This window comes from Neorhizobium galegae bv. orientalis str. HAMBI 540, from assembly GCF_000731315.1.
GTDB classification, from domain to species: Bacteria; Pseudomonadota; Alphaproteobacteria; order Rhizobiales; family Rhizobiaceae; genus Neorhizobium; species Neorhizobium galegae.
Window position 1 is genome coordinate 1,622,539 of record NZ_HG938353.1, and the last position, 26,615, is coordinate 1,649,153.

Sequence of the window (26,615 nt, forward strand, 5' to 3'; positions counted from 1 at the left end):
GAATTCTACTTCCTGTAGATCAGCCAGCTCTTGCCGACATAGTCCTTCTTCATGCTGTCATCGAAAAAGACTGAGCGGTTCCGGCCGGCGTTCTTGGCATTGTAGAGCGCCGTATCGGCATTGGCGTAAAGTTCGCCGGGATCGCTCGCCTGCGAACCCATTGCAAAGCCGAGCGAGATGGTGACCGGGCCGTAGTCGATGCCGGAGCGCGAATTGCGGAAGATCCGGGTTTCCAGCGCGCGGCGGACCCGCTCGCAGATGATCATCACCTCTTCCGGCGTGTTGCCTTCGACGAGGATCGCGAATTCCTCGCCGCCGGAGCGGGCGACGAAGACATCCTTGCGGACATTCGAGCGGATCACGGAAGCAACCGTCGCGAGGATCTTGTCGCCGACCGGATGGCCGTAGCTGTCGTTGATCTTCTTGAAGTTGTCGATATCGGCCAGCACCAATGCGGTGACCGGCAGCAGGGCCATATTGTCGTAAGTCGCCGCAAGGCGCTCGTCGAAGGCCCGGCGGTTGGCGATGCGGGTCAAAGAATCGGTGTTGGCGATACGCTTGTATTCGTCGAGTTCCCGGCGGACCTGGTCCATTTCCTGCGAGCGCTGGACGACGCCGCCAACGGTCTTTTCACCATGCGCCATGGTGCTGCCCGTCGCTTCGCTCAGCAGCGCCAGTGCGCTGGTCAGCAGGTCGTTCGAAAAATTGCTCTTGGAGTTGATCCGCTGAGCGGTCTCTCCAAGCAGCTTGCCGTAGCTTTCGAGCGAGCTCTGCTCCTGCCGCAACAGTTTCAGGAGCGCGTCCAGTTCGCCAAGAATCCTGGTATGGGCGTCTTCGATGACCGCCACCTGGCCCGTTCCAAGGTACCGATGCGAAAGTGCGTCCAGCTCCTCCTGCGTGGCACGGCTTCCGAGCGCCGCCAGATCGCGGGTCAGGTCAGGATTGGAACCGATATAGGCCTCGTAGAAAAGCTGATAGTTACGAGGGATCGGCGCGACGCCCATCGATCGCACCGCATAGATGATCTGGCCGATCAGATCGCTAGATTGCGCTCTCGGCGCTGTTGCCGTCGTCATCGACGATCCCCACTAGATCTCACCTGTATGCTATGAAACGAAGTAGTATGTGAAAAATGTTGGAAAAGAATTAAGGGGTGCGAGCTGAAGAGCTTATTCTTAAATTTATTTCGCATTTCTGAAATACCCGCTTTTACCCTCAAAATTAATGGGTTTACAGACTTCGAGCCCGAAAAGATATTCACCTTTAGAATGTTGATATATTGTCGGAATTAATCATTGTAGGCTGACCGAAAGAGAAAACCCGCCATTCAGGAGGCGGGCTTGCTCGTTATATTGTAAATCAGGTCGCCTTATTTTGGACCGATCATGTTCTCAGGACGGACATACTGGTCGAATTCCTCGTTCGTCAGGTATCCGCCGCCGACTGCTTCTTCGCGAAGAGTCGTTCCGTTCTTGTGGGCGGTCTTGGCGATCTTGGCGCAGATGTCGTAGCCGAGCCGGGAGTTGAGAGCGGTGACCAGCATCAGCGAATTTTCCACGCCGCGTCTGATATTGTCTTCCCGGGCCTCGATGCCGACCACGCAATTGTCGGTGAAGGAGACCGCGGCGTCGCCGAGCAGCTGCACCGACTGCAGGAAATTATAGGCCATCATCGGATTGTAGACGTTCAGTTCGAAATGGCCCTGGCTGCCGGCGAAGGTGAGCGCCGCGTGGTTGCCGAAGATGTGGGCGCAGACCTGGGTCAGGGCTTCCGACTGGGTCGGATTGACCTTGCCTGGCATGATCGACGACCCCGGTTCGTTTTCCGGCAGCGATAGTTCGCCAAGGCCCGCACGCGGACCGGAACCGAGGAAGCGGATGTCGTTGGCGATCTTGAAGAGAGCGGCGGCAGCAGCGTTGATCGCGCCGTGGGCGAAGACCATGGAATCATGCGACGCGAGCGCTTCGAACTTGTTCGGGGCGGTGACGAAGGGCAGATCGGTGATCTTCGAGATCTCCTCGGCGACCTTTTCGGCAAAGCCGACCGGGGCGTTGAGGCCGGTACCGACTGCCGTGCCGCCCTGGGCGAGCTTGGAGAGCGCCGGCAGCGTCAGTTCGATATTGGCGATCGCCGAGCCGACCTGCGCCGCATAGCCGGAAAACTCCTGGCCGAGCGTCAGCGGGGTGGCGTCCTGCGTATGGGTGCGGCCGATCTTGATGATGTGGGAGAAAGCCTTGACCTTCACGTCCAGCGCTTCGCGCAGATGCTTCAGCGACGGGATCAGGTGCCGCACGATGGTTTCGACGCAGGCGATGTGCATGGCCGTCGGATAGGTGTCGTTCGACGACTGGCTCATGTTGACGTGGTCGTTGGGATGAACGGGCTTCTTGGAGCCCATCACGCCGCCGAGCATTTCGATCGCGCGGTTGGAGATCACCTCATTGGCGTTCATGTTCGACTGGGTGCCGGAACCGGTCTGCCAGACGACCAGCGGGAAGTGGTCGTCGAGCTTGCCGTCGATGACTTCCTGCGCCGCTTCGACGATGACCTTGCCGAGCGCAGCGTCGAGGCCGCCCAGTTCCATGTTGGCCCGGGCGGCGGCCTGCTTGACGATGCCGAGCGCCCGAACGACCGCGAGCGGCTGCTTCTCCCAGCCGATCTTGAAGTTGCCGAGCGAGCGCTGCGCCTGAGCGCCCCAATAACGGTCGCTCGCCACTTCGATCGGGCCAAACGTGTCGGTTTCGGTGCGGGTCGATGCCATCTTCGCTGCCTCTTTTTGCTCGTGGTCGCTGCCGGTGTCTCGAAAGATCAACAACGCGTTACCGCGTCGGAGCCGGCCGGCGGCATTACTATACGATTGCTGAACGTCCGCAAGCCGGGGAAACCGGCTTTTTGGTACGCTTTCGTCGTGCCTTTTATGACACGGACCGCGTAATTATGCAGCAGAATCCGCCCCCTGATGGGGTCCTTGTCGATGGCCGTCAGTAAAAATTTAACGAATAGTTTCTTAACCTTCCGGCTGCGCACCGATGCTGTTTTCCGACGGAATTGAAACCCGCCGGACACTCGGGCGTTTCTTTCCATCCCTCGCGCGATCGGTTAGATGGCGTGATACATATTCGAGCCCGCGGATCAGGACGCGGATGCAGGTGACGGGGACGACATTGCAGCACAAACACAAAAAAACTTCGATCGCATTGGCGCTCGTGTCCGGCATCTCGATTTTTACCGGAGCCGCCGTTCCCGCACATGCCGTGACCCTTCTCGATCTCTTGCGTGGTGGTCCTGGAGCAGACCGGCCAAGGCACGCCGATAACGGCCTGCCGGGCGTCGGCGGCAATGCCAGCATGCCGAGCGAGCGCAGTCTCGCCGATCCCGAACCGCTGCCGAAGGTCTCGGGGCCGCGTTATTACACCTATAAGCCGGATGCCGAGCGGGTTGTGAAGACGGCCGCCTTCGCTGCAGCGTCCGCGACGGACGGCAGGCGCCTCATCACCGAGGCCAGGGTTTCTGCCCCGCCGGAAATTGCCACCGCTCTCGAAGCCTTCTACGGCAAGGCCGGGGAGCCTCTCTGGGTCACCGCCGGCGACGTCAATGAAAAGGCGAGGGGCGTTCTGTCGCTCTTCGAGCGTGCCGGCGAATATGGGTTGGAACCGGCCGATTACATCCTGCCGGTCCCGGCGCTGACCACCGCAAGCGTTGCCGCGCCCGCCGATGCGGCAACCCCCATCAATGTTTCCGCAACGACGTCGGCGCCGGTTTCCGCTGCCGATAGCCACGACCGCGCCCTCATGCAGTTCGAGCTGGCGCTGTCGGAAAAGGTGCTGATGTTTGCGCAGGACATGGTGCGCGGCCGCATCGATCCGAACAAGGTATCCGGATACCACGATTTCAAGCGCAAGGACGTCAAGCTTTCGCTCGTCCTGCCTTTCGCGCAGACCGGAACCGATGTCGCGGCCTATCTCCAAGGCCTTGCGCCGCAGGGTCCTCAATTCCAGGCGCTGAAGGCAGAGCTCGCGACGCTGCGCGCCGCCGCCGCCAACGACGGTCCGCGCATTTCGCTGCCGGACGACATTCTCCTGAAGCCGGGCAAGAGCAGCCCGGATATGGCGAGCATCATCGCCGCCATCCAGCATACCGGTTCCGAAGCGCTGAAGACCAAGCATGCGGCGACGCTGACGGCCTACCAGCAGACCCCGGACTACACGCCCGAGCTCGTCGAGATCGTCAAATCCTTCCAGGCCGAAGTCGGCCTCAAGGCTGACGGCGTCATCGGCAACGCGACGGTGCGCAAGATGGTCGGCCACACGTCGAAGGACAAGATCGAGAAGGTCGAAGTCGCCATGGAACAGGCGCGCTGGCTGCCGGACGATCTCGGCCAGCGTTACGTCTTCATCAACCAGCCGGCATTCATGGTCTATTATCATGACCGCGGTGCCGAACAGTTCTCGATGCGCGTCGTGGTCGGCGGCAAGGCCAATCAGACCTATTTCTTCCAGGACGAGATCGAAACGGTCGAGTTCAACCCCTATTGGGGCGTGCCGCAGTCGATCATCATCAACGAGATGCTGCCGCACCTGCGCCAGGATCCGAGCTATCTCGACCGGATGGGTTACGAGGTGTCGATCGGCGGAAAGGCGGTGCCGTCGAGCAGCGTCAACTGGTTCGGCTCGACCGACAAGATTTCCGTGCGCCAGCCGCCGTCTGGCGACAACGCACTCGGCGATCTGAAGATCCTCTTCCCGAACAGCCATGCGATCTACATGCATGACACGCCCTCGAAGAGCTTCTTCCAGCGCGACATGCGGGCACTGAGCCATGGATGCGTACGTCTTGCCGAACCGCGCAAGATGGCCGCCGCCGTGCTCGGCACGACGATCGACGACGTGAACGGCCGGATCGCCGCCGGCCAGAACGTCGCCACCAAGGTACCGGTCAGGATCCCGGTCTATGTCTCCTACTTCACCGCCTGGCCGAACAAGGACGGCAAGGTCGAATATTTCGACGACGTCTATGGCCGTGACGATGCGACGGTGAGAGCCTTCGCCGCGACGACCAAGGTTCGCGCGGCCCAGAGCTGAGCTTTTTGCCGGGATCGGGTTTGGATTGCAGAAGAAGGCGGCCTCGTGCCGCCTTTTTACGTGGCTGCCGCCACTCGCTTCACATCGGTCGAAATCAGCGTTTCCACCATTTCCACGGTCAGCTCGTGATAACCGCTGATCACCCGGTCCGGGTTGAGCGTATCGACGGCGACGTCGGAATAACCGAAGCTCACGGCGATCGAGGGAATTCCGGCATTTTGCGCGGCTAGAATATCGTTGACGCTGTCGCCGATCATGACGCTCGTGGTGGGGTCGCCGCCGGCACGTTCGATGGTGCCGAAAATATGCTGGGCATCCGGCTTGCGGACGGCAAAGGTGTCGCCGCAGGTCATCGCGACGAAGCGGTCCAGAAGACCTAGCTTTTCGAGAAGCGGGAAGGCGAGCCGTTCGGACTTGTTGGTGCAGACGGCGAGCCGCATGCCGACGGCCGACAGACGGTCGAGACATGCAACGACGCCATCGTAGGGGCGGCTTCTGCCCGGCATCTGCGCCTCGTAATGCTCCATATAGCGGTCGAACAGCCTGGCAGCGGTCGGCTCGTCGAGCGCAACTCTGCGCAGTTCGAAGGCACGGCGGATCATCACGCGCACGCCCTGGCCGACGAGATGGGTGAGGTCCTCGAACGTCACCGGCTGCAGGCCGACGTCCTCGATCGTATAATTAAGGCTGTCGATCAGATCCGGTGCGGTGTCGATCAGCGTGCCGTCGAGGTCGAAAATGACGAGTGGAGCGGTCAATGGAACCTCGTGAACGTCGTTCGGGAGATGTCCCGGATTAAGCAATGCTGCCGTGAAATGCAAATATGCGAGATTCGCCCATCTTCGTAAAACCCATGGCTTCGTAAAACCCGCCGTGAGGGGACTTTCGTTTGCCGGGAGACGCGTGTAAACAGCGGGTCGGCGAAACAGCGGGGAGCTTTTGGCGGATGGACGCCCGGGAAATGAAAGTCAAGGCGGCGCAAGCGGCACTGGCCTATGTCGAGGACGGCATGAGGCTTGGTATCGGCACCGGTTCGACGGCGGACGAATTCGTCAGGCTACTCGCCGAAAAGGTTCACGAGGGCTTCAAGGTCGAAGGCGTGCCGACGTCCGAGCGTACTGCGCGGCTCTGCGTCGAGCTCGGTGTCCCGCTGAGATCGCTCGATGAGCTTCCGGAGCTCGATCTGACAATCGACGGTGCCGACGAAGTCGATGCCAACCTGACCCTGATCAAGGGCGGCGGCGGTGCGTTGCTGCGCGAAAAGATCGTCGCCGCGGCGTCCAGCCGCATGATCGTGATTGCCGACGAAAGCAAGCTCGTCGGCATGCTCGGGGCCTATCCGCTGCCGATCGAAATCAATCCCTTCGGTCAGACGGCGACCCAGATCGCGATCGAAAAGGCCGCCTCCAGATTGGGGTTGAGCGGCGAACTGAAGCTGCGCAAATCGGGGGCTGATGTCTTCACGACGGACGGTGGCCACTACATTTTCGACGCATCTTTTGGCCGCATTCCTGATGCAGACGCTCTGTCAGCGGAGCTTAATTTCATTCCCGGTGTCGTGGAACACGGGCTGTTCATCCATATGGCGTCCTTAGCGATCATTGCCGGCGAGGCTGGAGCGCGGACGCTCGAGGCGAAGTAAACTAGGAGCAACAAACTCATGATCAGATTCGCGGTTCTCGGCCGTGCCGCCGCTGTGGCTATCCTCTTCTCCGGCGCCTTCACGGTATCGGCTCGCGCACAGGAAGTTTCGGAAGCCCAGCTTGCCGCTGCACGCGATGCGATCGCGGCGCTCAACGTTACGGATCGCTACGACAACATCCTGCCCAACCTGGCGGAGCGTCTGAAGGCTCAGTTCATCCAGGCCTCCCCCAACTTCCAGGGTCAGATCTCCAACGTCGTCGACGAGCAGGCACTGGTGCTTGCGCCGCGCCGTGCCGATCTGGAGAAGGAAGCAGCGACCATCTACGCCAAGAGCTTCTCGGTCGATGAACTGAAGTCGATCTCCACCTTCTTCAACACGGAAACCGGCAAGAAGCTGCTGACCAACCAGCCGCTCGTCAGCCGCGAACTGACCAAGGCCGCTGAAATCTGGGCAAACGGGGTTTCACGCGACCTGACCAACCAGAGCTCCGAAAAGCTGCGCGGCATCATCGATGCAAACCCGATCAAGCCGCCGGTCGTCGATCCGGCTCCGGCGGAAGCACAGGCCGCACCCGCGCCGGCAAAGCCTGCGCCGGCCAAGCCCGCCGCTGCGCCTGCGGCCAAGCCCGCTGCTCCGGCCGCGACCGCTCCGGCCAAGCCCGCTGCTCCGGCTACCAAGCCGGCTCCGGCGCCCGCGCCAAAACCCTGATCGCATCCCTCGACCCGCTGAATTTTATGGAGGCCCGGAGCAATCCGGGCTTTTCCTTTGGGGGTTCCCGTTCCTATATGTGAGCGACATCCAGCCGCCTGCTCTCAAGGAGAATACCATGACCGCCTATGACTATGATCTCTTCGTGATTGGCGGCGGATCGGGCGGCGTGAGGGCCGGGCGCGTGGCAGCATCGCTCGGCAAGCGGGTGGCGATCGCCGAGGAATATCGTTTCGGCGGCACCTGCGTCATCCGCGGCTGCGTACCGAAGAAGCTCTTCGTCTATGCCTCCCAGTACCACGAGCATTTCGAGGATGCGGTTGGCTACGGCTGGGAAGTCGGGGCGAGTTCGTTCGACTGGAAAAAGCTGATCGCCGCCAAGGACAGGGAGATCGCCCGCCTTGAAGGCCTCTATCGCAAGGGCCTGGAAAACAACGGCGCCGAAATCCTCGAAACCCGCGCCGAATTGGTCGATTCCCACACGATCCGGCTCGTGAAGACCGGCAAGACGGTGACCGCCGAAAAGATCGTCATCGCGACCGGCGGCGCGCCCAACCCGCACGCGGCGCTGCCCGGCCACGAACTCTGCATCTCGTCCAACGAAGCTTTCGATCTGCCGGAACTGCCGCGCTCCATCCTGATCGCCGGCGGTGGCTATATCGCTGTCGAATTCGCAAACATCTTCCACGGCCTCGGCGTCGACGTGACCCTGATCTATCGCGGCAAGGAAATCCTCTCGCGCTTCGACCACGACATGCGCCAGGGCCTGCACAAGGCGATGGTCGAGAAGGGTATCCGCATCGTCCTGACCGATGTGATCGAGGAGGTGACCAAGGCGGCGGCGGGTGGGCTTGTCGCCAGGACAATGAACGGCGAAACGATCGCCGTCGACACCATCATGCTGGCGCTTGGCCGCGATCCGAATACCACGGGGCTTGGCCTGGAAGCGGCCGGTGTCGAGGTGAACGAGCGTGGCGCCATTGTCGTCGACAGATATTCCCGCACCAGCGTGCCGCATATCTATGCGCTCGGTGATGTCACCGACCGGGTACAGCTGACGCCGGTGGCGATCCACGAGGCGATGTGCTTCATCGAGACCGAATACAGGAATAATCCGACCGCCCCGGACCACGACCTGATCGCCACAGCCGTCTTCTCGCAGCCCGAGATCGGCACGGTCGGTCTGTCGGAAGAGGAGGCTGCCAAGCGTTGTCCGGAGCTTGAAGTCTACCGCGCCGAGTTCCGGCCGATGAAGGCGACGCTTTCGGGACGGGCTGAAAAGATGATCATGAAGCTGGTCGTCGATGCGCAAAGCCGCAAGGTGGTCGGCGCCCACATCCTCGGCCACGATGCCGGCGAGATGGCGCAGCTTCTCGGCATCTCGCTGAAGGCCGGCGTCACCAAGGATGATTTCGACCGCACCATGGCTGTCCATCCGACGGCTTCGGAAGAACTCGTCACGATGTACAACCCGAGCTACCGGGTGAAGAACGGCGAGCGCGTCTGACGCGCTCCCGGGCTTGGGCGCTGGGCTAACTGGTGATCCGTGGCGTGGCGACGATCTTCAGGAAAAGCGTCTGCATGGCCTGGGTAATGCCCTGCGTCGGGCTGACTTCGAAGTAAAGGCCCGGCGTGGCGCATGCCTCCATCTTCGAAGCGATCGTGCTTTGGAAGGGCGCAACCCAGCTCTTGTAAAAGCCGTTTTCCGGCAGTGGAAGATAGGTCGTATAGAGTACTGCCACGCGGATGCCGCGCAACTTCAGCGTCTCGCAGGCGGTGGTATCGATAGGCTCGATACAGCGGCCGTCGTTGGCGCCCTTCGGACTGGTGCAGCCCTTCGGCTTGTAGCTGTCTCCAACACCGTCGGCCACGAAGAAGACGATCTGTTGCCGGTCGGTATTGCTGGTCCCGTTGCCGGGCACTCCTTTGATTTCAGTGTTGATACCCTTCAGCGCGTCGTCGAAACTGGTCTGCTGGTCATTATTGTAATTCTGACGTGGAATACTCATCAGGGTGATCTGGTTGGTGGCTTTGCTAACTTCTCCCAAGTTGTAATCGAGGTTTGCGACCTTGAAGAGCTTCGCATCCATGGCGGTCTTTCCGAAGGTATAGGCGGCCATGCGGAACTGGTTTGCGACCGTCTGGGTATCGGTGGCTTTCGCCATCAGCGCCTTGGTCGCGGCTGCCACCACGTCGATGCGGGTCGTGACGTTGTTGTTCTTGGCGACGTTGTAATAGCTGTTCGGGTCTTCGTCGCCGTTCTCATAGACGATGTGGCAGGCAAAGGCGCAGTCGGCGTTCTCACCTTTGCTGTCACCGAACCGCGTCGCGTATTTCATCCTATCAACGTCTGCCGGCGTCGCCCCGACACCCATCGAAGGTGTGTTGTCCAGCAGCATGTAGAAGTCGATGAACGACGGCGTCTGGTATTGCGCGGTGGCCTGGCCGGCAACTGTGATGTCATCCTTGCCGACGATTGTCATGAAGGTGGTCGGCAAGGTGGCGCTGAACGATACGCGTGAGGTCAGGATGCCGTTTTTCTTCGCTACCTCTATATCAACGCTGACCGGCAGGGTGGAAAGCTCGCCGGACATCTGGCCGAGGAAGATGCTTCGGGCCTCGGCCGGATCGAGCGCCACGCTTCCGTCGCCCTGCAACTGCATAGCCTGGGTGACGGCCTTCGATTTCTCGGCGACCGCGCCGACAGCGGCCGCATCGGCTGCCCCGATGAGTTGCTGCTTCACGGTGAGTGCGTGGCCGAAATCGAGCGCCATGCCGGCGGTACCGATTAGCGGAACCAGCAGCAACGCGGTCATGACGCCGAAATTGCCGCGGCGATCTTTCCATAGACGTGTCATCGGATGCATCGCCTGCTCCCCAGCAAGAAATCTTCGGCGGAGCGTCGCGCAAATTCGTGAAGTTGTGGCTAAGAACCATATTAAAAACCCGCGCATGTCCCGGTTTCATACTGCATGCGATCCGACCGGCTGCTCCGAATATCGCGCGGACGAGTGGCGGTGAAAGCAGGCAAAACGGCTATGCAACGGTGCTGTTAAGGTTTATAAGCCGCCTCGATTTTAAAGACTTGCCCGGCGGAGGATGGCCGAGGCTGAAACAGGTGAGCGAGATGGCACAGAATTGGACCCCGAGCAGTTGGCGGCAGAAACCGATCCAGCAGGTCCCTGAATTTCCGGACAAGGCCGCGCTGGCCGCGACTGAAGCCCAGCTCGCCACCTTTCCGCCGCTCGTGTTTGCCGGTGAAGCCCGCCGCCTGAAGAAGCAGCTTGCCAGTGTCGCGGAAGGCAATGCCTTCCTGCTGCAGGGCGGCGACTGCGCCGAAAGCTTCGTCGAACATGGCGCCGACAATATCCGCGACTTCTTCCGTTCGTTCCTGCAGATGGCGGTCGTGCTGACCTATGGCGCCCAGCTTCCGGTCGTCAAGGTCGGCCGCATCGCCGGCCAGTTCGCCAAGCCGCGCAGCAATTCGCACGAGTCACAGGACGGCAAGACGCTACTGACCTACCGTGGCGACATCGTCAACGGCACCGAGTTCACCGAGGAGGCCCGCACGCCGGATCCGGAGCGCCAGATGATGGCCTACCGCCAGTCGGCCGCGACGCTCAACCTGCTGCGCGCCTTCGCGATGGGCGGCTACGCCAATCTCGAAAACGTCCATAAGTGGATGCTCGGCTTCGTCAAGGATAGCCCCCAGGGCGAACGTTACCGCAAGCTCGCCGACCGCATCAGCGAAACCATGGATTTCATGAAGGCGATCGGCATCACTGCGGAAAATCAGCCGAGCCTGCGCGAGACGGATTTCTTCACCAGCCATGAAGCGTTGCTGCTCGGTTACGAGGAGGCTTTCACCCGCGTCGACTCCACTTCGGGCGACTGGTACGCGACCTCAGGCCACATGCTGTGGATCGGCGACCGTACCCGCCAGCTCGACCATGCGCATGTCGAATATTTCCGCGGCATCAAGAACCCGATCGGCCTCAAGTGTGGTCCGTCGCTGCAGGCCGATAACCTAATCGAACTGATCGATGCCTTGAACCCGACGAACGAAGCTGGCCGTCTGACGCTGATCTGCCGTTTCGGCTACGACAAGGTCGCCGATTCGCTGCCGAAGCTGATCCGCGCCGTCGAGCGGGAAGGCAGGAAAGTCGTCTGGTCCTGCGATCCGATGCACGGCAACACGATCACGCTCAACAGCTACAAGACCCGGCCCTTCGACCGGATCCTGTCGGAAGTCGAAAGCTTCTTCCAGATCCATCGTGCGGAAGGCACCCATCCGGGCGGCATCCATATCGAGATGACCGGCAAGGACGTCACCGAATGCACCGGCGGTGCTCGTGCGGTCTCGGCCGGCGACCTGCAGGACCGCTACCACACCCATTGCGACCCGCGCCTCAACGCCGACCAGGCCTTGGAGCTCGCCTTCCTGCTCGCTGAGCGGATGAAGAGCGGCCGCGACGAAAAGCGGATGGTCGTCAACGGCTGAACCGCCGCGCATCATCGCTGAAAATCGAAGAAGGCCGGCGGTGACGCCGGCCTTTCTGCATCTTGATATGGCTTCCATTGATGATCATCATCAGCGGAATAGATTTGACCTCGCGGCCCGCGCTCGCGACACTCGGCCGTCGCTTCGTTGAGGATGGTGCATGGAGCAGAAGAACAGCGGTCGTTGCCTGTGCGGCGTGATCCGATTTGAGACGGTGGGTCCGCTGCGGACGGTCACGGCCTGCCATTGTTCGCAATGCCGCCGCCAGACCGGACTTTATTACGCGGCGACCAGCGTTCGTGCCGAGAACATGACGCTCGAAGGCGAGGAGGCGCTGAACTGGTATCGCGCCAGCGACGAGGCGCGGCGCGGCTTCTGCTCGCAATGCGGCTCTGCGCTGTTCTGGCAGGCGGAGGGCGCGACAAGTATTTCGATCCTGGCGGGCGCCTTCGATCAGCCGAGTGGGCTCGTCATGGGCGAGCATATCTATTGCGCCGACAAGGGGGATTTCTACGAACTGCCGGAGGACGGCGTGCCGCATTATCCGGGCGATCGTCCCGTATCTGCCTGAACGACAAAAAACTCACGGAACAACGTTGCCGCCGTCTGCTGCGGACGTTAAATCGGTAGCATGACCCAGGATATCAGCCAGACATTTCGTATCGCCGTTGCCCAGCTCAACCCGACCGTCGGCGATATCGTCGGCAATCTGGCGCTGGCCCGAGAAGCCCGAAGAGATGCCGCCCGCGAAGAGGCGGACCTCATCCTGTTCACCGAGCTCTTCCTGTCTGGTTATCCGCCGGAAGACCTCGTCCTGAAACCGGCTTTCCTCAACGCCTGCCTGAAGGCGGTGGAGGAGCTTGCGGCCGATACGGCAGACGGCGGCCCCGGCGTCATCATCGGCTTTCCACGTCAGGGAAAGGAAGGCCGGCACAATTCGATCGCCGTGCTCGACGGCGGCAAGGTGATCGCGGTGCGCGACAAGATCGACCTGCCGAATTACGGCGAATTCGACGAAAAGCGCGTCTTCATCGCCGGCGAGATGCCGGGTCCGGTGAACTTTCGCGGCGTCCGGCTTGGCATCCCGATCTGCGAGGATATCTGGGGCGATCTCGGCGTCTGCGAGACGCTCTCGGAAAGCGGCGCGGAAATCCTGCTCGTGCCGAACGGTTCGCCCTACTATCGCGGCAAGGTGGATATCCGCCATCAGGTCGTGCTGAAACAAGTGATCGAGACCGGCCTGCCGATGATCTACGCGGCCCAGCTCGGCGGCCAGGACGAACTGGTCTTCGACGGCGCAAGCTTCGCCTTCAACACCGACAAGTCGCTCGCCTTCCAGATGAGCCAGTTCGAGGCTGCCGTCGCCGTCACGGAATGGAAGCGGATTGGCGAGACCTGGCACTGCGCCCACGGGCCGATGGCGCGCATTCCGGAAAAGGAGGAGGCGGATTACCGCGCCTGCCTTCTGGGTTTCCGCGACTACGTCAACAAGAACGGCTTCAAGTCGGTCGTTCTCGGCCTGTCCGGCGGCATCGACAGCGCCATCTGCGCGGCAATCGCCGTCGATGCGCTCGGCGAGGAGAGGGTGCGGACGGTGATGTTGCCCTATCGCTATACGTCCGAGGACTCGCTGAAGGACGCGGCCGATTGCGCCAGGGCGCTTGGCTGCCGTTACGACATCGTGGAGATCGCCGAGCCGGTGGACGGTTTTTCGTCGGCGCTGGCCGAGCTGTTCGAAGGAACCGACGGGGGGATTACCGAGGAGAACCTCCAGAGCCGTGCGCGCGGTACGATCCTGATGGCGATCTCCAACAAGTTCGGTTCGATGGTGGTAACGACCGGCAACAAATCGGAAATGTCGGTCGGCTACGCGACCCTTTACGGCGACATGAACGGCGGCTTCAATCCGATCAAGGATCTCTACAAGATGCAGGTCTATGCGCTGGCCGCCTGGCGCAACGAACACCTGCCGCCGACGGCTCTTGGCCCGAGCGGCGAGGTGATCCCGAAGAACATCATCTCCAAGGCGCCGTCCGCAGAACTGCGACCCAACCAGACCGACCAGGATTCGCTGCCGCCCTATCCGGTGCTCGATGATATTCTCGAGTGCCTGGTCGAGCTGGAGATGGGCACGGAAGAGATCATCGCCCGCGGCCACGACATCGCCACCGTTCACCGGATCGAGCACCTGCTCTATCTGGCCGAATACAAGCGGCGCCAATCCGCGCCGGGCGTCAAGATCACCAAGAAGAACTTCGGCCGCGACCGGCGCTACCCGATCACCAACCGTTTCCGGGATCGGTAGGTCATGGAGATTGATGATCTTCCCTACGAGAAATTGAAACGTCTCCTAAAGGAAGATCACGCTGAGATTTCTCTAAATCTCCGTATTGCCGCACTTTTCCTGGTGGTTTACGAGAATCTAAAAGAGCTAATCACAGACAGGGTGAGGGATTTTTTCACTAACGAGTGGCGGTCTATAGATGGTGAATTAGTCGGCATTCCTGGAAAAGAGTATGCCTCCTTGCTAAATGGGAAGGGTGTATTCCGCGCTTGCCGCGATTTCCATTTGGAAATGGGCGCCATTTCGCCTGATGACAATCAGCTTATTGACAGATTTATAAAGTACAGAGGCGAGGTGGCGCACGAACTTTATGCGATTTTACTAGACGACAAAAAAGCCGCCCTCGATTTGCAACTTTTATTTCAGGCGCATCTTCTCGCAAAGAAGATTGATCGCTGGTGGATTCTGAATTTTGAAGTACCTCTCAATGAGGACTTAGTTGATCAGTCCATTGATGAAGAAAAAGTAGCGTCTGGACGCCAACTGTTTCTGGATCAGCTTATGAGGGTAGCATTAAAGGATATTTTTGAGCTTGTTGAAGAAGAGGCTGATGGCTCGTAGCTCCGTCGAGATCTTCAACATCCGCACCCTGCAGGCGCGGGTGGTCTGGCAGACGGAAGCCCTGTTCGAGGCGCCCAACTGGTCGCCCGACGGGCGTTACCTGATGCTCAACAGCGAGGGCCTGATCTATCGTCTGTCACCGGAGGGTGACGACGGGCCCAGACTGGTCGATACCGGCTTTGCCCGCCAATGCAACAACGACCACGGCATCTCGCCGGACGGTTCGCTGATCGCCATTTCCGACAAGGTAGAGTTCGACAAGTCGGCGATCTATGTCCTTCCCGCCGGTGGCGGCGTGCCGCGGCTGGTCACCCGGAATCTGCCGTCCTACTGGCATGGCTGGTCGCCGGACGGGAAAAGCTTCGCCTATTGCGGCATCCGCGGCGACGAGTTCGATATCTATACGATCGGCATCGAAGGCGGCGCAGAGACGCGGCTGACATTCGGCGAGGGCCGCAATGACGGGCCGGATTTTTCGCCGGACGGGAAATGGATCTACTTCAATTCCAGCCGCACCGGGCTGACGCAGATCTGGCGCGTCCCTGCCGCCGGCGGCGCGGCCGAGCGGATCACCGACAGCGGTTACGGCGACTGGTTTCCTCATCCATCACCGAAGGGTGACAAGGTCGTCTTCGTCTCCTACGGCGCCGATGTCTTCGACCACCCGCGCGATCTCGACGTCCGCGTCAGGTTGATGGATATGGACGGCGGCAATGTCGAAACGCTGTTCGAGCTCTTCGGCGGGCAGGGCACGATGAATTCGCCGAACTGGTCGCCCAACGGCGATGAATTTGCCTATGTGCGCTATTTCCCCGTCGCATGAGCGCCTTGCGCCGAGGATAACGTAAGGGCATAAGCGATCCTGTCAGGTGCCGGTGACAAGCCGGAGAATCGGGAATCCGGGGTGGAACCGGAACGTGCCCAACGCTGTGAGGTGGACGCTCGGCCGCAGGATATGAAAGCCACTGGGAAACCGGGAAGGCGGCGGTGCAGGCGGATGAAGCCAAGTCAGAAGACCGGCCTGACACGATAGACCGACCCCGCGCGGACGGCGGAAAGGTTTCGGACCTCTCTTTGCTTCTGAAGGGCAAGGGAGCGACGGCATTGTTGGGGACAAACGATGCAGCCTGATCCTTTCGCGCATGCCTTGCTGCCTGCCGGTGAGTTTTCGAAGGCCGAACGCGCGGCCGTCTACCGGGCAATCGAGACGCGCCGTGACGTGCGCGACCAGTTCCTGCCCGATCCGCTGCCGGACGATCTGGTAAAGCGGCTGCTTGGCGCCGCGCATTCGGCACCCTCGGTCGGCTTCATGCAGCCCTGGAATTTCATCCTCATCCGCGATCCGGCGGTACGCGAGGCCGCGCGGGCCGCCTTTTCGCGCGCCAATGACGAGGCCGTTGAGATGTTTCCGGACGAAAGCCGCGACCTCTACCGCAGTCTCAAGCTGGAAGGCATTGTCAAGGCGCCGCTGTCGATCTGTGTTACCTGCGATCCGGACCGCGCCGGTCCGGTCGTGCTCGGCCGGACCCACAATCCGCGCATGGATGCCTATTCGACCGTCTGCGCCGTGCAGAACCTGTGGCTGGCGGCAAGGGCCGAGGGCGTCGGTGTCGGCTGGGTCAGCATTTTCCGCGACGAGGACGTGCGCGGGCTGCTCGGCATTCCCGATCGCGTCGAGATCGTCGCCTGGCTCTGCCTCGGTTATGTCGATCGGCTCTATGGCGAACCCGAACTGGCGCTCAAGGGCTGGCGCCAGCGTTTAGGCCTGGACGCGCTGATCTTTCAGGACCGGTGGAACGGCCGCTGATTATTGCTGCGGCTGCGGTCCTGCCGATTTCGGATTGGTGAGATCGATACCCGCTTCGGGCAGGAAGGTCGGCCCGACGGTGCGCACCTTTTTGCTTGGGTCGTATGGCCGCTCCGGCGGCGGCGTGAGCACCGGCGGCTGGACCGCGGTTGCCTGCGGCTTTTGCGGTGGGTGGGTGCGCAGGTTGGTAATTCCGGAATAAGGCTCCTCTTGCCTGGGGAGTTCGATGCCCGGCACCTTTCGCTTGTCGTCGACTACAGGCGGCAGCGGCTCGAAAGAAGGGATGCAGCGCTGTTCGCGAATGGCGGCGAGAATGGCATTGCGCTCTTCCGAGGGCAGGATCATCTGCCGCGAACCGTTGCGCTCCGCCGTCAGCGTGTCGCGGCTCTGCTCCATCCTGTCCAGCGCATCCCGCATCTGGCCGCAGACCTCGGCATTGGGGCCACCGAGAACCACGACGCTGCCGTTGCCGCAGCCGGCGCGGCGCATGTCGACCCGCAGTTCGCGGATGTCGGCATTATATTCGCCGAGCTGCTGGGCGTAGCTGCGCGCAGCGGACGTGTTGCCGATGATCTCCGGGCTGTTTCCAAGTTTCCGGTAGAGCGCTGCGCAAACGGCAGGGTCTCCCGCCAGCGCTGCGGCAGGCAAAAGCAAGAGCGGTATGGTCAGCAGGCCGCGAAGCGGTATCGGCAATTCCGGCATCCTCTCCTTTAGTTAGTAGAAGATGCCATCATGGAACGTGCCGGTTGATAATCTCATAAAGCCGCGATCACCGCACGGTGAAATCTATCCAGGGGCCGGCTGAGCCCCGGGCGGGGCTCAAATCATCGCATCGAGAGAATTATGCAATTCAGGATTGAAATTGCAGGTTGGGTTGCGATGCTTCCACGACGGCGAGCGCCGCCATGTTCACCACGCCGCGCGACGTGACCGAGGACGACAGGATATGCGCCGGTTGGGCCGCCCCGAGAAGGATGGGGCCGACATGCAGGGCGTCCGTGAGGTTGCGGACGAGACCAAGCGAGATGTTTGCCGCATCGAGGTTCGGGAAAACCAGCAGGTTGGCTTCGCCGGTCAGCGAACTGTCCGGCATGGCCCGCTTGCGCAGCGTTTCCGACAACGCCGAACCACCCTGCATTTCGCCGTCCACTTCCAGCTCCGGCGCCCGCTGGCGCACCAGCTTCAGGGCAGCCCGCATCTTCTGCGCACTCTCGGAATCGCGCGAGCCGAAATTCGAGTGGCAGATCAGCGCTGCCTTCGGGGTGATGCCGAACCGGCGGATTTCCTCTGCCGCCAGAATGGTGATCTCGGCAATTTCCTGCGCGGATGGATTGTAGTTGACGAACGTGTCGGTGAAGAACATTGCGCCTCGCTGGGAAATCACCAGGCTGAGGCCCGAGAAAGCGCAGACGCCTGGACGCTTGCCGATGATCTGGTTCACGTCGCTGAGGTGCTTGTCGTAACGGCCTTCGACGCCGCAGATCAGCGCGTCCGCATCGCCGCGCTTGACCGCCAGCGCACCGATTACCGTATTGTTGGTGCGCACGATGGTGCGCGCCGCTTCCGGATTGATGCCTTCGCGGCCGACCAGTGCGAAATATTCGTCGACATAGTCGCGGTAGCGCGGATCGTCTTCCGGGTTGACCACGGCGAAATCGACATTCGGGCGGATGCGGATGCCGAAACGGGCAAGCCGCGCCTCGATGACGGAAGGACGGCCGATCAGGATAGGCGTCGCGGTCTTTTCCTCGAGCAGAACCTGGGCTGCGCGCAGTACGCGTTCGTCCTCGCCCTCGGCGAAGATCACCCGGTTCTTTTCGGAAACCTTGGCGGCGCTGAAGATCGGCTTCATGACGAAACCGGAGCGCCAGACGAAGCGATTCAGCTGGTCGAGATAGGCCTCGAAATCCTGGATCGGCCGCGCGGCGACGCCGGTCTCGGCAGCTGCCTTTGCGACCGCAGGCGCGATGCGCAGGATGAGGCGCGGATCGAAGGGCGAGGGGATCAGATAGTCTGCGCCAAAAATCGGCGATTCGCCGGAATAGGCGCGCGCCGCGACGTCGGAAACTTCCTCGCGGGCAAGCGCTGCGATCGCCTTGACCGCCGCCATCTTCATTTCCTCGTTGATCGTCCGGGCGCCGCAATCGAGCGCGCCGCGGAAGATATAGGGGAAGCACAGCACGTTGTTGACCTGGTTCGGGAAGTCCGAACGGCCGGTGCAGATCATCGCGTCGGGACGGGCGGCGCGGGCAAGCTCGGGCATGATTTCCGGCGTCGGATTGGCAAGCGCCATGATCAGCGGCTTGTCGGCCATCTGTTCCAGGAGCTCGGGCTTCAGCACGCCGGCGGCGGACAGGCCGAGAAACACGTCGGCACCACCGATGCTGTCGGCAAGCACGCGCTTGTCGGACTTCTGGGTGTAGATTTCCTTCCACTCGTCCATCAGCGTATTGCGGCCGTCATAGACGAGGCCTTCGATGTCGTGGACCCAGATATTCTCCTTCTTCGCGCCGAGCGAAACGAGGAGATGCAGGCAGGCGAGTGCCGCAGCACCCGCGCCCGAGGTGACGATTTTCACGTCGGCGATGTTCTTGCCGGCGAGCTCAAGCCCATTCAGGACCGCGGCGGCGACGATGATCGCCGTGCCGTGCTGATCGTCGTGGAAGACCGGGATGTTCATCTTTTCGCGCAGCCGGCGCTCGACTTCGAAACATTCCGGAGACTTGATGTCTTCGAGGTTGATGCCGCCGAAGGTTGGTTCCAGCGCCGAAACCGTCGAGACCATCGCCTCGATGCCCGGCGCGTCGATCTCGATGTCGAACACGTCGATGCCGGCGAATTTCTTGAAGAGGACGGCCTTGCCTTCCATCACCGGCTTTGAAGCCAGCGGGCCGATATTGCCAAGCCCAAGCACGGCCGAACCGTTCGAAACGACCGCGACGAGGTTGGCGCGGGCGGTATAGTCCGCCGCCATATCCGGATTGTCGCGGATCGCCAGACAGGGTGCTGCAACGCCCGGGGAATAGGCAAGCGCCAGGTCGCGCTGGTTGCCGAGCGGCTTGGTCGCCTGGATCTCCAGCTTGCCGGGCCGCGGATAGCGGTGGAAGAACAGCGCCTGCTCGTCGAGATCGGCGCTGACCGGCATGGTCGGTGCCTTCGGTTTGTCCTGCGCGTTCATGTTTCCTCCTGGCTTGCTTGTATTGTCTTTGAGGGGTCGAAAGGAGAGACCCCTCATTACATCAATCGACCCAAAGCAACAGCAGCTAATTTGCGGTCATGACGGAAATTGGAACGTGGCCGACGGGCGTCGGGACCCGGCTTTTCCAGCCCCTGTCATCATCCTGAAACACGAGTCTGGTTTTGAAGCCATCAGAAGCGGCAGCGAAAGGACGACTTCGTGACCGGTGAGATGGATACAAGGCATTTCAGAACGCTCTTCATTTCGGACGTTCATCTGGGCTCCAAGGCGGCCCGAACGGACTTCCTCCTGGATTTCCTGCGCTATCATGAAGCGGAGACCATTTTCCTGGTGGGCGACATCGTCGACGGCTGGCGGCTGAAACGCAACTGGTACTGGCCGCAGGGCTGCAACGACGTGGTCCAGAAACTGCTCCGCAAGGCGCGCAAGGGCACCCGCATCGTCTACATTCCCGGCAATCACGACGAATTCCTGCGCTCCTTCCCGGGCACCCATTTCGGCGGCATCGAAGTCGCCGAGCGCGAAATCTACGAAATGGCCGACGGCAAGAAATACCTGATCCTGCACGGCGACGAATTCGACGTCGTGGTCCGCAATGCCCGCCTGCTCGCCTATCTCGGCGACTGGGCCTATGACGCGGCGATCGTCATCAACATCGGGCTTGCCGCCGTTCGTCGCCGTCTCGGCATGCCCTACTGGTCCTTCTCCGCCTGGGCCAAGCTGCAGGTCAAGCACGCCGTCAATTTCATCGGCGAGTTCCAGCGGGTCGTCGCCGACGAAGCCCGCCGCAACAACGTCGACGGCGTCATCTGCGGCCATATCCATCACGCTGTCATGGAGGACATCGACGGCATCCACTACGTCAATACCGGCGACTGGGTGGAAAGCTGTACGGCGATCGCCGAGAATTTCGATGGCACGCTGGAAATGATTTCCTGGCAGGACATCGTCGCGACGGCCGAGATCAAGGCCTTGCCGGCGCCGCAATCCGTCGGAGACATGCGGGCCGCCTGAGTGGTCCGCGACAGACGGGCGGGCCGGTCAGAGGGCCATTTCTTGCCATAGGCAGGCATGAGGGTGTGTGTTAGGTAAGCTGAAACTTCAGCAACCCACCCGTGAAATCGTGATTCCCTCAAATACGGCGCAGACAGCGCCCCGGTTCTTCCAGTTGCGCTGTGCGATCGCCTATGGGGCGCCGCTCGGGGTGAATGGCGTGATTCTACCCTATCTGCCCGTCTGGCTCGACGGGCTGGCCTTCACCGAATTCGAAATCGGCATCGCGCTCGCCTCGCAGCTTTTCCTGCGCGTGGCTGCCGCCCCGGTTGCGGGACTGCTTGCCGACCGTATGACGGAACGGACCCTGATGCTTGCCTGGTCCGGTGCCCTGTCGCTGCTGACGGCATTCGCGATGTTCTTCACCCGCGACTTCTGGCCGGTTTTGATCATTGTCGCCATTCAGGCGGCGGTTTTCGCACCCTACGCGCCAATCGTCGAATCTATCGCCGTGAGCGGTGTCCGGCGCTGGGGCTTTCAATATGGCTCGATGCGCGTCTGGGGGTCCGTCGGTTTCGTGGCCGTGACGCTTCTTGTCGGCGAAATGCGCGGCTTCCTGGGTTTGCAGGCCATCCCGTCGGCAATAGCGGTCGGCTTTCTGCTGACCGTCGCCGTAGCGTTCGCGGCGCCCAGGCTCGGCCGGGCGGTTATAAGGCCGGACCCCGACAGGATGCCCCAGCCCAGTTCGCTGAAAAGGCTCGACCTGCACGTGCTGATGATCGGCGCGTCGGTGGCGCAGGCGGGGCATGGCATGTTCTATACGTTCGGCACGATTCACTGGCAGCAGGTCGGGTTTTCAAGCGGCTCGATAGGCGTGCTCTGGAGTGCTGCAGTCGTGTCGGAAATCCTGGTCTTTTTCGCCGCCGGCTGGATCGCGCGAAGGATTTCGCCGTGGACGCTGATGCGGATCGGATGCGCGGTCGCGGTGCTACGCTGGACCCTGTTTCCGATGCCGCTCGATTTCTGGGGATATCTGGTGCTGCAGGCCACCCACGCCTTCACCTTCGCCTTCGTGCATATCGGCATCCAGCACCGGTTGGTCGAGGCGGTGCGAGAGGATCAGGAGGCCTCGATGCAGGGTGCCTATGTGTTCTACAATGGCGTCTTCCTGGGCCTGTCGACGGTGCTTTCCGGCGTGCTCTACCGTCAGTTCGGCCTGACCAGCTATGTTGCCATGTCCGTTCTGGCGCTTGTCGGCCTGTCGATCATTGCATTTGCAGCCAAACTTCAGCCCCAGAGGTCAGCTTCCGGCGGATAGACGAGAGAACCTTCATAGCGCAGCCCGCCCGGCCGGTCGCGGGCCAGCAGCAACGGCCCGTCGAGATCCGCGTAATCTGCATCCTGGGCAAGCAAGACGGCCGGCGCCATGGCAAGCGACGAGCCGACCATGCAGCCGATCATCACCGCAAATCCAAGCCGCTGCGCTTCCGCCTTCATCGCCAGTGCCTCGGTGAGGCCGCCGGTCTTGTCGAGCTTGATGTTGACCGCGTCGTAGCGGTCGCGAAGGCTTTCCAGGTCCTCGGTGGCATGCACGCTTTCATCGGCGCAGACGGAAACGAGGCGGCGGATACGACCAAGTGCCGCATCCCGCCCGGCGGGCAATGGCTGTTCGATCAACGACACATTCGTTTCGGCGGCGATCGCCATATGGCGGGTGAGGTTTTCCTCCGTCCAGCCTTCGTTGGCATCGACGATGATCCGCGCTGCCGGCGCGGCGTCGCGAACGGCCCTCAGCCGTGCTTCGTCATTATCTGTTCCGAGCTTGACCTTGAGAAGCGGCCGGTGCGCGTTCCTGCCCGCCTCGGCTGCCATGGCCTCGGGTTCGCCCAGCGACAAAGTGAAGGCCGTGACGAAGGGTTTGCGGCTGGTGGCGCCGATCATATCGGCAACGCGGCGTCCGCCCAGCTTCGCCTCGAGGTCCCAAAGGGCACAATCGATGGCGTTTCGCGCAGCGCCGGGCTTCATCCGCCTCTGCAATTCTTCGCGTGTCAGACCGGCACGGATGGCATCGGCGACCGCTTCGATCTCCGCCATCACGCCGTCCAGGCTCTCGCCGTAGCGCTTGTAAGGCACACATTCGCCGCGGCCGGAAATGCCGTTTTCACTGACGACGCAGGTGATCACTTCCGCTTCGGTCTTGGAGCCGCGGGAAATCGTGAACGACCCGGAGATTGGAAACGTCTCTATTGTGGCTTCGAGGTGACGGCTCATGGTTTTACGCGTCCCGTTGTGGCAAATCCCTATGACGCAGCTATATTGCCGGTCTCGAAAGTGCGATCAACCGCATCGTGTTGAAACTCCTGACAAGCTTGAAGCGCGAAAGAAACACGTGACCTCCCAGCCAGCCGAAATCAAGGCCGAAGATATGCCCGGCGGCGACGGTGAACGGTACGTGCTGGTTGGCGAATGGCGCGGCCCGACGATTGCGCCTGTGCTCAAGGAGTTCGAGCGGTTTGAGCATGCCAAGAACCGCGGAAAGGTGGAGATCGATCTTTCCGGCATAACCGGCGTCGATACCGCCGGTGCCTGGCTCATCCGCAGGCTGATGACCGCCAAGGGCGGGCAGGGCGGGGAACCGGCCCTGGTCGGCGGCGAAGGCCCGATCCGCGAACTGATCGACGTGCTGCCCGAACATACTCCCGCGCCGCCTGCAGACGGCGGAAACAGGGGAAACCTGTTCGAACGGCTGTTTGCGCCGGTCGGTGAGGTGATGGTTTCGCTCGGTGGCGACTTCTACGCGGCCATGCATATCCTGGGATCGGCGGTCCGCGGTGCGCAGATGAAATTCGGCCGTGGCGCCGGCGTCTCGCCGGCCTCGGTCGTCACCCATATCGACCGTATGGGCGTGCGCGCCGTGCCGATCATCGTGCTGATGTCCTTCCTGATCGGCGCGATCATCGCCCAGCAGGGCGCTTTCCAGCTCCGTTATTTCGGCGCCGAGATTTTCGTCGTTGATCTGGTCGGCATCCTGCAGCTTCGCGAGATCGGCGTGCTCCTGACGGCGATCATGATCGCCGGCCGTTCGGGTAGTGCGATCACTGCCGAAATCGGTTCGATGAAGATGCGCGAGGAGATCGATGCCTTGACGGTGATCGGCCTCAATCCGGTCGGCGTGCTGATTTTTCCGCGCCTGGTGGCCCTGACGGTGGCCCTGCCGCTTTTGACGATCCTCGCCAATTTTTCGGCGTTGTTCGGGGCGGCCGTCGTCGCATTTGCCTATTCTGGCATTACCTTCGATACCTATCTGTCGCGCCTTCACGAGGCGATCGACCATACCTCCGTCGCTTCGGGCATGATCAAGGCGCCGTTCATGGCGCTGGCGATCGGCATCGTTGCCGCCGTCGAAGGCATGAAGGTGGGCGGCAGCGCCGAATCGCTTGGCCAGCACGTCACCACCTCGGTGGTGAAGTCGATCTTCGCCGTCATCTTCATAGATGCGATGTTCGCCCTTTTCTATTCCGCGATCGACTTCTGATGGAGGACGGTTTGGAAGAGGCGCCGCAGACCGCGATCAAGGACAAGTCGAACGGCCGGCAGGTGGTGCTGTCGGTGCGCGACCTGACGGTCGGCTTCGGCAATAAGCTGGTGCTCGACCACCTGAACCTCGACATCTATCGCGGCGAGATCCTGGGCTTCGTCGGCGCATCCGGCACCGGCAAGTCGGTGCTGATGCGCACCGTGCTCAGCCTTCTGCCGCACCGTTCCGGCACGATCCACATTCTCGGTGCCGATTACGACACAGTTTCGGAAGACGAGCGCATGGCGCTCGATACGCGGCTCGGCGTGCTTTTCCAGCATGGAGCGCTGTTCTCGGCCCTGACAGTGAAGGAAAACATCCAGCTGCCGATGCGTGAATATCTCGATCTGCCGCAGTCGCTGATGGACGAACTTGCCTACCTGAAGATCGAGATGGTCGGCCTGCCGCCTGATGCGGCCGACAAATATCCATCCGAACTGTCGGGCGGCATGATCAAGCGCGCTGCACTTGCACGTGCCCTGGCGCTCGATCCGGACCTCGTTTTCCTCGATGAGCCGACATCCGGCCTCGATCCGATCGGCGCCGCAGATTTCGATGCGTTGATCGCCAGGCTGCGCGATACGCTGGGATTGACGGTCTACATGGTGACCCACGACCTCGACAGCCTGTTCTCGGTTTGCGACAGAATTGCTGTGCTTGGCGAGAAACGGGTCTTGGTCGAGGGTACGCTTGAGGATATGTTTGCCTATGACGATCCATGGGTACAGTCCTATTTCCGCGGCAAGCGGGCGCGATCAGTCGTGGTCCAAGAAAAGCAGCCTGCGGCAGAAGTAAAAGAGTGACGTAATCTATGGAAACCAGAGCCAACTACGCCCTTGTCGGTTTCTTCACCTTGCTGGTGATCGCTGCCGCTTTCGGCTTCGTCTATTGGATGGCGCAATCGGGCCGCGGCGGACCGACGGCCGAACTGGCGATCCGCATCCCGGGATCGGCGAACGGCTTGTCCGTCGGCTCTCCGGTTCGGTTCAACGGCATTCCGGTCGGTTCGGTTCGCAGCCTCACCATCGATCCGGATGATCCGCGTTATTCGATCGCGTTCACCGAAGTGCGGGCCGATGCTCCGGTCTATCAGTCCACCCAGGCGGCGCTCGAAGTGCAGGGCCTTACGGGTGCGGCCTATATCGAGCTTTCCGGTGGCGCCAAGGGGGAGGAGAACATCCTCCAGAAATCGATCGAAAGCGGCCGGCCGGCGGTGCTGATCGCCGAACAGTCGAGCGTCACCAACCTGCTCGCCACCGCCGACAAGATCCTCGACCGCGCCGACAATGCGATCAGCGATATCCAGGGGTTTGTCGCCGACGCGCGAGGTCCGTTGACCCAGACCATCCGCAACGTCGAGACTTTCACGTCGGCGCTTGCTCAGAATTCCGACAGCATCGACAAGTTCCTGAACAGCCTCTCGACGCTCTCGGCGACGATCGACCGGGTCTCCGGAACGCTCAACTCCACCCTTATCGCAGCCGAGCGACTGGTGAAGGCGATTGACGCGGAAAAGATCAACGCCGTGGTCTCCAATACCGAGCGCGCCACCCGCAACATCGCCGCTGCCTCGGATAAGTTCGACGATCTGGTAACCAATGTCAGGAACGCTGCCGCCAACTTCGAAAAGGCGGGTTCGGACGCCCAGACCCTTCTGAAACGTGCCGATGGCGTGCTGGGTGCCGTCAATACCGATCAGGTCGCCACCACGATCCGCAATATCACCGCCGCTTCCGAGGATGCTCGCCAGACCATCGGCTCGGCCCGCGGCGTGGTCGACAATTTCGCCCATCGGAAGGACGATATCGACCGCGCGATCGGCGATTTCACCGATCTGGCAAAGAAGCTCAACGACGCTTCGAGCCGCGTCGACGGCATTCTTGCCAAGGTGGACGGACTTGTGTCGAGCGACGACTCGCAAGGCCTGTTTGCCGAGGCGCGCAAGACGCTCGAATCCTTCCGCACCATGGCCGACAATATCAATGGCCGGGTCGGCCCGATCGCCGACAACCTGTCGCGTTTTTCGGCGGGTGGCCTGCGGGACATCCAGACGCTGGTCAACGACGCGCGCCGCACGGTGCAGTCGCTCGACCAGACGATCAACAATTTCGACCAGAACCCGCAGCGGCTGATTTTCGGCGGCGAGACGGTGAAGCAATATGACGGCAGAACGCGGCGGTAGGCGGGGCATTTTCAGTG

22 protein-coding genes and 1 riboswitch are annotated in these 26,615 nt (G+C 61.5%); of the genes, 15 read left to right on the forward strand and 7 right to left on the reverse strand.

The genetic code is table 11. The annotated features are described in order from the left end of the window. Positions 1–5: 5 nt before the first annotated feature. Together RG540_RS08320 and fumC are read right to left on the reverse strand one after the other, a co-directional pair. Positions 6–1,076: a GGDEF domain-containing protein gene (locus tag RG540_RS08320; protein ID WP_038586587.1), complete on the reverse strand. Its 1,071-nt coding sequence runs from the start codon at positions 1,074–1,076 to the stop codon at positions 6–8. A gap of 293 nt (positions 1,077–1,369) precedes the next feature. Further along, positions 1,370–2,761: a class II fumarate hydratase gene (fumC, locus tag RG540_RS08325; protein WP_038586589.1), complete on the reverse strand. Its 1,392-nt coding sequence runs from the start codon at positions 2,759–2,761 to the stop codon at positions 1,370–1,372. A gap of 382 nt (positions 2,762–3,143) precedes the next feature. Here fumC and RG540_RS08335 point away from each other — a divergent pair, with 382 nt between their 5' ends. Beyond that, positions 3,144–5,081, forward strand: coding sequence for a L,D-transpeptidase family protein (locus tag RG540_RS08335; protein ID WP_080724900.1), 1,938 nt, complete (start codon positions 3,144–3,146; stop codon positions 5,079–5,081). Between the two features lie 56 nt (positions 5,082–5,137). Here RG540_RS08335 and RG540_RS08340 read toward each other — a convergent pair whose 3' ends face one another. After that, a complete protein-coding gene (locus RG540_RS08340; protein WP_038586593.1) occupies positions 5,138–5,839 on the reverse strand; it encodes an HAD family hydrolase in 702 nt (233 codons plus the stop codon). Positions 5,840–6,027: 188 nt separating this feature from the next. On the opposite strand from RG540_RS08340, the gene rpiA reads away from it, so the two are divergent. The 3 genes from rpiA (at position 6,028) to gor (ending at position 8,941) form a co-directional block, all read left to right on the forward strand. Next, positions 6,028–6,723 (forward strand): ribose-5-phosphate isomerase RpiA, encoded by a 696-nt coding sequence (rpiA, locus tag RG540_RS08345; RefSeq protein ID WP_038586595.1) that lies wholly within the window; start codon positions 6,028–6,030, stop codon positions 6,721–6,723. 18 nt (positions 6,724–6,741) lie between these two features. After that, on the forward strand, positions 6,742–7,434 hold the full coding sequence (locus RG540_RS08350; RefSeq protein ID WP_038586597.1) for a DUF2059 domain-containing protein: 693 nt from the start codon (positions 6,742–6,744) through the stop codon (positions 7,432–7,434). Positions 7,435–7,552: 118 nt separating this feature from the next. Further along, complete coding sequence (gor, locus tag RG540_RS08355) at positions 7,553–8,941, forward strand: glutathione-disulfide reductase (RefSeq protein WP_038586598.1); 1,389 nt, start codon at positions 7,553–7,555, stop codon at positions 8,939–8,941. Positions 8,942–8,966: 25 nt separating this feature from the next. Here the strand turns inward: gor and RG540_RS08360 are convergent, their stop codons facing one another. After that, on the reverse strand, positions 8,967–10,301 hold the full coding sequence (locus RG540_RS08360; protein WP_038586601.1) for a TadE/TadG family type IV pilus assembly protein: 1,335 nt from the start codon (positions 10,299–10,301) through the stop codon (positions 8,967–8,969). A 260-nt stretch (positions 10,302–10,561) separates the two neighbouring features. On the opposite strand from RG540_RS08360, the gene RG540_RS08365 reads away from it, so the two are divergent. From RG540_RS08365 to bluB, 6 genes are all read left to right on the forward strand, one after another. Continuing rightward, positions 10,562–11,935 carry a class II 3-deoxy-7-phosphoheptulonate synthase gene (locus tag RG540_RS08365; RefSeq protein ID WP_038586605.1) on the forward strand — a complete coding sequence of 458 codons (1,374 nt, stop codon included), beginning with the start codon at positions 10,562–10,564 and terminating at the stop codon, positions 11,933–11,935. Between the two features lie 160 nt (positions 11,936–12,095). After that, positions 12,096–12,506 carry a GFA family protein gene (locus RG540_RS08370; protein ID WP_038586609.1) on the forward strand — a complete coding sequence of 137 codons (411 nt, stop codon included), beginning with the start codon at positions 12,096–12,098 and terminating at the stop codon, positions 12,504–12,506. Between the two features lie 60 nt (positions 12,507–12,566). Further along, complete coding sequence (locus RG540_RS08375) at positions 12,567–14,240, forward strand: NAD+ synthase (protein ID WP_038586612.1); 1,674 nt, start codon at positions 12,567–12,569, stop codon at positions 14,238–14,240. A gap of 3 nt (positions 14,241–14,243) precedes the next feature. Continuing rightward, complete coding sequence (locus RG540_RS08380) at positions 14,244–14,840, forward strand: hypothetical protein (protein ID WP_038586615.1); 597 nt, start codon at positions 14,244–14,246, stop codon at positions 14,838–14,840. Beyond that, positions 14,830–15,663: a TolB family protein gene (locus RG540_RS08385; protein WP_038586618.1), complete on the forward strand. Its 834-nt coding sequence runs from the start codon at positions 14,830–14,832 to the stop codon at positions 15,661–15,663. The genes RG540_RS08380 and RG540_RS08385 overlap by 11 nt, the downstream gene beginning before the upstream one ends. 27 nt (positions 15,664–15,690) lie before the next feature. Then, positions 15,691–15,879: riboswitch (cobalamin riboswitch) on the forward strand. An 81-nt stretch (positions 15,880–15,960) separates the two neighbouring features. Then, positions 15,961–16,647 (forward strand): 5,6-dimethylbenzimidazole synthase, encoded by a 687-nt coding sequence (gene bluB / locus RG540_RS08390; RefSeq protein ID WP_038586629.1) that lies wholly within the window; start codon positions 15,961–15,963, stop codon positions 16,645–16,647. Here bluB and RG540_RS08395 read toward each other — a convergent pair whose 3' ends face one another. Next, positions 16,648–17,349 carry a hypothetical protein gene (locus tag RG540_RS08395; RefSeq protein WP_038586631.1) on the reverse strand — a complete coding sequence of 234 codons (702 nt, stop codon included), beginning with the start codon at positions 17,347–17,349 and terminating at the stop codon, positions 16,648–16,650. A 148-nt stretch (positions 17,350–17,497) separates the two neighbouring features. Then, positions 17,498–19,825 (reverse strand): NADP-dependent malic enzyme, encoded by a 2,328-nt coding sequence (locus RG540_RS08400; RefSeq protein ID WP_038586633.1) that lies wholly within the window; start codon positions 19,823–19,825, stop codon positions 17,498–17,500. Positions 19,826–20,056: 231 nt separating this feature from the next. Here RG540_RS08400 and RG540_RS08405 point away from each other — a divergent pair, with 231 nt between their 5' ends. Both RG540_RS08405 and RG540_RS08410 read left to right on the forward strand, forming a co-directional pair. Then, the gene (locus RG540_RS08405) at positions 20,057–20,860 is read left to right on the forward strand and encodes a UDP-2,3-diacylglucosamine diphosphatase (RefSeq protein WP_080724901.1); all 804 of its coding nucleotides are present in this window, start codon (positions 20,057–20,059) and stop codon (positions 20,858–20,860) included. A 109-nt stretch (positions 20,861–20,969) separates the two neighbouring features. Beyond that, positions 20,970–22,157, forward strand: a complete 1,188-nt coding sequence (locus RG540_RS08410) for an MFS transporter (RefSeq protein ID WP_038586639.1) — start codon at positions 20,970–20,972, stop codon at positions 22,155–22,157. On the opposite strand, the gene dgcA is transcribed toward RG540_RS08410, so the two are convergent. After that, a complete protein-coding gene (gene dgcA / locus RG540_RS08415; RefSeq protein ID WP_038586641.1) occupies positions 22,127–23,110 on the reverse strand; it encodes an N-acetyl-D-Glu racemase DgcA in 984 nt (327 codons plus the stop codon). The two genes, RG540_RS08410 and dgcA, sit on opposite strands and share 31 nt — an antisense overlap. Before the next feature lie 154 nt (positions 23,111–23,264). Between dgcA and RG540_RS08420 the strand changes: the two genes are divergently transcribed. From RG540_RS08420 to RG540_RS08430, 3 genes are read left to right on the forward strand one after another with little or no spacing between them, the layout of a single operon-like run. Further along, on the forward strand, positions 23,265–24,374 hold the full coding sequence (locus RG540_RS08420) for an ABC transporter permease (protein ID WP_046601091.1): 1,110 nt from the start codon (positions 23,265–23,267) through the stop codon (positions 24,372–24,374). Further along, positions 24,374–25,219: an ABC transporter ATP-binding protein gene (locus tag RG540_RS08425; protein WP_038586646.1), complete on the forward strand. Its 846-nt coding sequence runs from the start codon at positions 24,374–24,376 to the stop codon at positions 25,217–25,219. Before RG540_RS08420 ends, RG540_RS08425 begins: the two co-directional genes overlap by 1 nt. An 8-nt stretch (positions 25,220–25,227) precedes the next feature. After that, on the forward strand, positions 25,228–26,598 hold the full coding sequence (locus RG540_RS08430; RefSeq protein ID WP_038586649.1) for an MlaD family protein: 1,371 nt from the start codon (positions 25,228–25,230) through the stop codon (positions 26,596–26,598). Positions 26,599–26,615 lie beyond the last annotated feature (17 nt).

Bases quoted from the DNA above. Each gene is read 5' to 3' on its own strand.
- RG540_RS08320 (WP_038586587.1), bottom strand. From the start codon at position 1,076: ATGACGACGGCAACAGCGCCGAGAGCGCAATCTAGCGATCTGATCGGC.
- RG540_RS08395 (WP_038586631.1), bottom strand. From the start codon at position 17,349: ATGCCGGAATTGCCGATACCGCTTCGCGGCCTGCTGACCATACCGCTC.
- RG540_RS08380 (WP_038586615.1), top strand. From the start codon at position 14,244: ATGGAGATTGATGATCTTCCCTACGAGAAATTGAAACGTCTCCTAAAG.
- RG540_RS08370 (WP_038586609.1), top strand. From the start codon at position 12,096: ATGGAGCAGAAGAACAGCGGTCGTTGCCTGTGCGGCGTGATCCGATTT.
- RG540_RS08360 (WP_038586601.1), bottom strand. From the start codon at position 10,301: ATGCATCCGATGACACGTCTATGGAAAGATCGCCGCGGCAATTTCGGC.
- gor (WP_038586598.1), top strand. From the start codon at position 7,553: ATGACCGCCTATGACTATGATCTCTTCGTGATTGGCGGCGGATCGGGC.
- RG540_RS08375 (WP_038586612.1), top strand. From the start codon at position 12,567: ATGACCCAGGATATCAGCCAGACATTTCGTATCGCCGTTGCCCAGCTC.
- bluB (WP_038586629.1), top strand. From the start codon at position 15,961: ATGCAGCCTGATCCTTTCGCGCATGCCTTGCTGCCTGCCGGTGAGTTT.
- RG540_RS08385 (WP_038586618.1), top strand. From the start codon at position 14,830: ATGGCTCGTAGCTCCGTCGAGATCTTCAACATCCGCACCCTGCAGGCG.
- RG540_RS08430 (WP_038586649.1), top strand. From the start codon at position 25,228: ATGGAAACCAGAGCCAACTACGCCCTTGTCGGTTTCTTCACCTTGCTG.
- RG540_RS08350 (WP_038586597.1), top strand. From the start codon at position 6,742: ATGATCAGATTCGCGGTTCTCGGCCGTGCCGCCGCTGTGGCTATCCTC.
- RG540_RS08365 (WP_038586605.1), top strand. From the start codon at position 10,562: ATGGCACAGAATTGGACCCCGAGCAGTTGGCGGCAGAAACCGATCCAG.
- RG540_RS08405 (WP_080724901.1), top strand. From the start codon at position 20,057: ATGGATACAAGGCATTTCAGAACGCTCTTCATTTCGGACGTTCATCTG.
- RG540_RS08335 (WP_080724900.1), top strand. From the start codon at position 3,144: ATGCAGGTGACGGGGACGACATTGCAGCACAAACACAAAAAAACTTCG.
- RG540_RS08425 (WP_038586646.1), top strand. From the start codon at position 24,374: ATGGAGGACGGTTTGGAAGAGGCGCCGCAGACCGCGATCAAGGACAAG.
- RG540_RS08420 (WP_046601091.1), top strand. From the start codon at position 23,265: ATGCCCGGCGGCGACGGTGAACGGTACGTGCTGGTTGGCGAATGGCGC.
- dgcA (WP_038586641.1), bottom strand. From the start codon at position 23,110: ATGAGCCGTCACCTCGAAGCCACAATAGAGACGTTTCCAATCTCCGGG.
- rpiA (WP_038586595.1), top strand. From the start codon at position 6,028: ATGGACGCCCGGGAAATGAAAGTCAAGGCGGCGCAAGCGGCACTGGCC.
- fumC (WP_038586589.1), bottom strand. From the start codon at position 2,761: ATGGCATCGACCCGCACCGAAACCGACACGTTTGGCCCGATCGAAGTG.
- RG540_RS08400 (WP_038586633.1), bottom strand. From the start codon at position 19,825: ATGAACGCGCAGGACAAACCGAAGGCACCGACCATGCCGGTCAGCGCC.